General features: G+C 74.2%; 4 protein-coding genes. All 4 read left to right on the top strand.

Going from position 1 to position 6,682, the window contains the following annotated elements:
• A partial coding sequence (locus ACFU99_RS27925) for an ABC transporter permease (protein WP_384397078.1) occupies positions 1–1,978 on the top strand: 1,978 nt, incomplete at its 5' end.
• Positions 1,979–2,102: 124 nt separating this feature from the next.
• On the top strand, positions 2,103–3,677 hold the full coding sequence (locus ACFU99_RS27920) for an alpha/beta hydrolase (protein WP_384397075.1): 1,575 nt from the start codon (positions 2,103–2,105) through the stop codon (positions 3,675–3,677).
• A gap of 200 nt (positions 3,678–3,877) precedes the next feature.
• The gene (locus ACFU99_RS27915; RefSeq protein WP_384397073.1) at positions 3,878–4,915 is read left to right on the top strand and encodes a hypothetical protein; all 1,038 of its coding nucleotides are present in this window, start codon (positions 3,878–3,880) and stop codon (positions 4,913–4,915) included.
• A gap of 152 nt (positions 4,916–5,067) precedes the next feature.
• The coding region (locus ACFU99_RS27910; RefSeq protein ID WP_384397070.1) for an alpha/beta hydrolase at positions 5,068–6,682 on the top strand (1,615 nt) is incomplete at its 3' end.

Here is a 6,682-nt window from a genome sequence, read left to right as displayed (position 1 = left end):
CACCCGTGCGGTCCGGGGGCGCACGCCTTTCACCCTCTCCGTTCCCGCCGTGCTCGCGGTGGTCTTCCTGCTCCTCCCCCTCGCGGGCGTGCTGGCCCGTACGCCCTGGTCCACGCTGACCACCCGGCTCTCCTCGCACGAGGTCAGCCAGGCGCTCGGCCTCTCGCTGCTCGTCTCCGCCTGGGCGCTGCTGCTCGCGCTCGTCCTCGGCATCCCGCTGGCCTGGCTGCTGGCCCGCGTGGAGTTCCCCGGCAAGGCGCTGGTGCGCTGCCTGGTGATGCTGCCGATGGTGCTGCCGCCGACGGTCGCCGGCGTCGCGCTCCTCCAGGGGTACGGGCGGCGCGGGCTGCTCGGCCCGGCCCTGGACTCGTGGTTCGGCATCTCGCTGCCGTTCTCCACCACGGGCGCGGTGATCGCCTCGGCGTTCGTCTCCATGCCGTTCCTGGTCATCAGCCTCGAAGGGTCCCTCGCCGGGCTGCACCCCCGGTACGAGGAGACCGCGACGTCCCTGGGGGCCGCGCCCCTGCGGGTGTTCCGCACCATCACGCTGCCGATGATCGCGCCGGGGCTCATCGCGGGCGCCGCGCTGTGCTGGGCGCGGGCGCTCGGCGAGTTCGGCGCGACGATCACCTTCGCCGGGAACCTGCCCGGTACGACGCAGACCCTCCCGCTCCAGGTGTATCTGCTGCTCCAGGACGACCCCGAGGGCGCGACCGCGGTCTCCCTCCTGCTGCTGGTCATCGCGACCGTGGTGCTCCTGGCGCTGCGCGGCCGCTGGCTGGGCGGCAAACCGGCCGAGCCGAAGGCCGCCGCGAAGCCTTCACCGAATTCATCCGATGCGTCCGATCCATCCGACGCGTCCGATGCCTCCAACAGGGACGGTGGCAGCAGTCGCGACGCCGCCACCCCGGCCGCCCGGAAACCCGATCTGCCCAAGCCCGCTCTCGCGCCCCTGCGCACCACCGTCAGCGGCGCCACCAACACCGCGCTCGACGCCCCGGCCGGCACGACCATCGCCGTCGTCGGACCCAACGGCGCCGGGAAGACGACGCTGCTGCGGGCGCTGCTCGGCCTCACCCACCGGGCCACCGCGCAGCCCCTGTCCCTGGGCGACGCGGAGGTCTCCGCCGAGCCGCCGCACAAGCGCCGGATCGCCTGGGTCCCGCAGGACGGGGCGCTGTTCCCGCACCTGACCGCCCTGGCCAACACCGCGTACGGGCTGCGCGCCCAGGGCACGGCGAAGGCCGAGGCGCACGCGGAGGCGCAGCACTGGCTGGACGCCCTCGGCGTCGGCCACCTCGCCCTCCGCAAACCCGGCGGCATCAGCGGCGGCCAGGCCCAGCGCGTGGCGCTCGCGCGCGCCCTCGCCGCGCGCCCCCGGCTGCTGCTCCTCGACGAGCCCCTGGCGGCGCTCGACCAGTCCACGCGCGCGCGGGTCCGGCACACCCTGCGCACCCATCTCGCGGACTTCCCCGGCGTCTGCCTGATCGTCACCCACGACCCCGTGGAGGCGGTCTCCCTCGCCGACCGGATCCTCGTCCTGGAGGACGGCACGACGCTCCAGTACGCGACGCCGACCGAGCTGACCCGGCACCCGCGCTCCCCATGGGTGGCCCGGATGCTCGGCCGCAACGCCTGGCCCGGCACGGCGAAGGGCGAGGCGCTGCGGCTGGCCGGCGGCGCGGACCTCGTCGCCGCCGATCCGCTGCCCGCCGAGCACACGCCCGGACTCGCCGTCGTCGGCCCCGAGGCCGTCTCCCTGCACACCGCCCGCCCCGAGGGCAGCCCGCGCAACGTCTGGGCCGGTACGGTCCGCGAGATCGCCGCGCAGGGCGGCCGGCTGCGGGTCCTCGTCGACGGGGAGCCCGAGGTCGTCGCCGAGATCACCCCGTCGGCGGCGGCGGAGCTGGGGCTCGCGGAGGGCTCGGAGGTCTGGGTGAGCGTGAAGGCCACGGAGGTGACGTTCGTACCGCTGTAGAAGGGGCGGGACGTTCGTACCGCCGTAGAACGGGTAGGGAGGCGCGTCCCGCACCGCGCCTCTCACCCCGTCTCTCACCCGTACGGACCGCAAGGCGCGCGCCCGGCGGCGGCCCGCCCGGAGGATGGCAGTCCGCGTACGTTCCCGTTCCGCGTACGTACCGCCGACCTCCGGGAGAGCCGCCGTGTCGAGATCCGTACGGACCGGGGCCCTGCTCCTCGCCGCGCTGCTGACCGGCGCCGCCGCGGGATGTTCCGACGGCGGCGCGGACAGCTCGCGGGCCGACACCAGCGCCGGTCAGAAGCTGGACTGGAAGTCCTGCCCCGCCCCCAGCGACAGCGAGGACGCCTCCACGGGCCATGCGCCCGGCGAGTCCTGGGAGTGCGCCACGCTGCACGCCCCGCTCGATTACGGCCATCCCAAGGGCGACACCATCGGCATCGCCCTGATCCGCGCGAAGGCCACCGACCCGGACCGCCGGATCGGCTCGCTCCTCTTCAACTTCGGCGGCCCCGGCGGCTCCGGCATCACCACCCTCCCCGCCTTCGCCGAGGACTACAAGAACCTCCGCACCCGCTACGACCTCGTCAGCTTCGACCCGCGCGGCGTCGGCCGCAGCGACGGCGTCAAGTGCCTCGGCGACAAGGATCTCGACTCCTACTACGCGGCCGACTCCACCCCCGACGACGCGGGCGAGCGGCGCGCCCTCATGGACCGCGTCAAGAAGTACGCCGCCGCCTGCGAGAAGAACTCCGGCAAGGTCCTCGCGCACGTGGGGACGTCGAACGCGGCGCGCGACATGGACCTGATGCGCGAGGCGCTCGGCGACGACAAGCTGCACTACTTCGGCATCTCCTACGGCACGGAACTCGGCGGCGTCTACGCCCACTTGTTCCCGAAGAAGGTGGGGCGCGCCCTCCTCGACGGCGTCGTGGACCCGACGCACGACCCCGTGCAGAGCGCCCTGGGCCAGGCGAAGGGGTTCCAGCTCGCGCTCGGCAACTACCTGCGGGCGTGCGCCGGGAGCCACGACAACTGCCCCACCGAGCGGCAGATCCAGCGGCTGCTGGGCCGTCTCGACAAGCGGCCGGCGCCCGCGGCGGAGGGCCGTACGCTCACCGAGTCGCTCGCCAGCGGCGGCATCGCCCAGTCGCTGTACTCGAAGGACTTCTGGGACTACCTCACCGAAGGCGTGGAGGACGCCGAGAACGGCGACGGCAAGATCCTGCTCGCCCTCGGCGACTCCATGAACGGCCGCGACAAGGACGGCGCCTACAGCTCCCTGCAAGCCTCGCTCAACGCCGTCACCTGCGCCGACTTCAAGCAGCGCTACACGGTCGAGGACATCGCGGGCAAGGTCGCCGAGTTCCGCGAGGCATCCCCCGTCTTCGGGGACTTCATGGCGTGGAGCCTCACCCAGTGCACCGGCTGGCCGGTGCCCGGCGAGTGGAAGACCCCCGACGTGAGCGCCGAGGGCGCGGCCCCGATGCTGGTGGTCGGCAACACCGGGGACCCCGCGACGCCGTACGCGGGCGCGCGGAAGATGGCGCGGCGGCTGGGCGAGGGCGTCGGCGTCGAACTCACCTACAAGGGCGAGGGGCACGGCGCGTACAACAGCGGCAACGGGTGCGTGAAGCGGACGGTGGACGCCTATCTGCTGGACGGCACGGTACCGAAGGCCGGCAAGGTCTGCTCGTAGCCGCTGCTCGAACACAGCTCCACCAACTCCCACCTGCACATGGCCCGTTCACGCCCCTCCCTTCTCCTGATTGTCGGTGCGCGCCGATACGATCTCCCGCACAGCAGTCCACCGCTGAGGATTTCGGGGAGGGGGCGGGGGTGCCGGACGGGGGTGCGCCGGGGGGCGCGGTGGTACGGGCCCAGGGACGCGGGCGTGTCATGGTCGGCGCCCTGGCCGTGGTCGCGCTGCTCGCCGCCGTGTCGGCGCTGTGGCAGACCCAGTTCGGGCCGCTCGCCCAGGCTTCCCGCTGCTGGGGCGCCTGGCCCGACGAGGGCGGCGCGTCGCTCTTCGACCACGGCGACCGCCACCGCGCGTCCCAGGAGACCTCGCCGACGCCCGAAGTCCCGCGCGGGAGCTGCACGGTGACGTGGACGCGAGGCTCGGGGGCCGCCGCGCGGGAGCAGCGGGTGCAGGTGGGGTACGGCGCCGGGCCGAAGGCGGCGGACGCCCGGCGCACATGGCTGGACGGCCTGTTCGCGCGGGGCGGCGACGCGCTTCCGGGCGCGCTGCCCGGTTTCGTGGGCGACGGGTCCGGTGCGCTCGTGCTGCCCGAGCGGTGCGATGTCGACGGGCGTCCGTCCGTCGTGACGGTGGGCGGCGCGCGTCAGGGCGACGGCCGGACGGGAGTGGCGGGCGGGGGCTTCGCGCGGACCGGGCGGCTGCTCGTGGACCTGGCCAACCACGGCATGCGGAAGGCCGGTTGCGCGCCTCGGCGACCGCTGCGGCCGGCCGCCCCCACGGCCTCGCCCGCGCCCGCCCGGCCGCCCTCCTCCTCCCCCGCTCCTTCCGACCTGTGCTCGCTGCCCGGTCTGCTCGGGCGGGCGGAGACGGCGCGCGGCGGGCTCGCCTCCATATCCGGCGGCGGCCGGGGCGATTTCCGGACCTGTGTGGTGTCCCGACGCGGCAAGGTGGCCGCGCAGTTCGCCATGGCGGCCCGCCCCCGGCTCGTCGCGCTCTTCGACGGGCTCGCCGCGGCGCGCATACCGCTGCCGGACGGGCGCGCGTACGGACGTATGGACGCCTCGGGCGCGCTCGTACGGGCCGACTGCGCGGGCCGCCCGGCGGTCTACACCATGCACACGGATCGCTCCACCGGCACCTCGCTGGACGATCCGAGCACCGTCTTCCCGCGCTTCGTGGCGGCGGCGGCCCGCTCCGCCGGCTGCCCGTCGGCCGGGACCGGGAGTTCGCGCTGACGGCGCGCGCCGAGGGGCGGCCGGCGCGGGTACCGGCCACTTCGCGCACGGGACGGGCTCGCGTGCCCGGCCATATGGCATCCTCCGGTCACAGGCTCGCAAATCCGAAGACTTCGAGCCTGTCGGACAGGCAGGCAGGAGACTGACAGACCATGCGGAGCCCCCGAGGGACCCGACCCCGGACCCCGTACCGGCAGCGGCGGCGCCGGGCCCGGACGCTGGCGGCCACGGCTCTCGCGGTGGCCCTCGCGGCCACGGCGTGCAGCGGCGACGGCGGTGACGGCAAGGCCGCCGGGGACAAGAAGCCCGGCAGCGCCTCCCAGTCCGCGCCGACAGGCGGTTCGAGCGCGGGGGCGCAGAAGCTGAGCTGGCACGGCTGCACCGCCCCCACCACGGCGCAGGGCGGCAGCGGCAAGGCCCCGGCGGCACTCGCGGACGGCACCCGGTGGGAGTGCTCCACGCTCAAGGTGCCGCTGGACTACGCGAAGCCGTCCGGGGACACCATCGACCTCGCCCTGATCCGCGCGAAGGCCCGCGGCGGCGCCGACCGCATCGGTTCGCTCGTCTTCAACTTCGGCGGGCCCGGCGGCTCGGGGGTCGCGACGCTGCCCGGCTTCGCCCGCGACTACGAGGCCCTGCGCGCCCGATACGACCTCGTCAGCTTCGACCCGCGCGGCGTCGGCGCGAGCGCGGGCGTCAGGTGCCTGAGCGACAAGGAGATCGACGACTCGGACAAGGTGGACTCCACCCCCGACGACGATGACGAGCTGAAGACGGCGCTGGCCGCCAACAAGGCGTACGTCGACGCGTGCCGGAAGAACTCCGGGAAGGTGCTCGGGCACGTGGACACCACGAGCGCGGCCCGCGACCTCGATGTCCTGCGCCAGGCCCTGGGCGACGACAAGCTGCACTACTTCGGCATCTCCTACGGCACGGAACTGGGCGGCGTCTACGCCCACTTGTTCCCCAAGCGGGTCGGCCACGCGGTGCTCGACGCCGTCGTCGACCCCACCCAGGACCCGCTCCAGGGCGACCTGAACCAGGCCAAGGGGTTCCAGCGCGCGCTGGAGGACTACATGCGGGACTGCGCGGAGAACACCACCGGCTGCCCGACCGGCAACGGCAGTCCCGAGGAAGGCACCAAGCGGATCACCGCGCTGCTGAAGAAGCTCGACTCCGAGCCGCTGCCCACCCGCGACGGCCGCGAGCTGACCCAGGACCAGGCCGTCAACGGGATCGCGTCCGCGCTGTACTCCAAGGAGACCTGGCAGTACCTCACCCGCGGGCTCCAGGAGGCCATGACCCTGGGCAGCGGCAACTACCTCCAGCTGCTCTCCGACTCGCTGTCCGGGCGCGACCAGAACGGCCGCTACAGCAACCTCCAGGCCGCGAACCGGGCGATCACCTGCGCCGACGCCCAGCAGCGCTACGACGCCAACGACGTGCAGGCGTGGCTGGCGAGGTTCCGCCAGGCGTCGCCGGTCTTCGGGGAGTCCTCCGCGTGGTCGCTGCTGAACTGCGCCGGCTGGCCCGTCGAGGGCCGCTGGAAGACCCCGGACGTACGGGCGGCGGGCGCGGCCCCGGTCCTCGTCGTCGGCAACACGGGCGACCCGGCCACCCCGTACGAGGGCGCGCGGCGGATGGCCCGCGAGCTGGGCGAGGGCGTGGGCGTCGAGGTCACGTTCAAGGGCGAGGGCCACGGCGCGTACAACAGCGGCAACGGCTGCATGACGCGGACGGTCAACGGCTACCTGCTCGGCTCCAAGG

This window comes from Streptomyces sp. NPDC057654 (genome assembly GCF_042800135.1).
In the GTDB taxonomy this organism is placed as follows: Bacteria; Actinomycetota; Actinomycetes; order Streptomycetales; family Streptomycetaceae; genus Streptomyces.
The sequence above is the reverse complement of the archived record's forward strand: the minus strand, read 5'-3'. Positions and strand labels throughout refer to the sequence as shown.